A 251-nucleotide genomic window follows, 5' to 3' on the forward strand; every position below is an offset into this window, starting at 1 on the left:
TCAGAAAGTGCCATCTAATGCGACATACCGTACAATAATCGGAATGTGTGCCGGGATAGCCGGTGGAAATGCAAGAATCGACGAAAATGACTTACTCAGGATTATTACGTTTGATAAGACATTTACCAATACGACTATTTACGATGGTGGAGCAGTAAAGAACTGGACAAATGGTGATGATCTGGATGGCGGCACGCTTAATCCATGGACAATGGGGACTGTGATTGATGGTGGTACGTTAAGCAATAACG

The 251-nt window shown here is 43.4% G+C and carries 1 protein-coding gene; it reads left to right on the forward strand.

Features of this window, described 5'->3' with window-relative positions; genetic code table 11:
* Window positions 1-251, forward strand: a 251-nt coding sequence (locus ABFY71_RS19025) for a hypothetical protein (protein WP_347947443.1), incomplete at both ends; no start/stop codon positions are given.

Source organism: Devosia alba (assembly GCF_039938915.1).
In the GTDB taxonomy this organism is placed as follows: Bacteria; Pseudomonadota; Alphaproteobacteria; order Rhizobiales; family Devosiaceae; genus Devosia; species Devosia alba.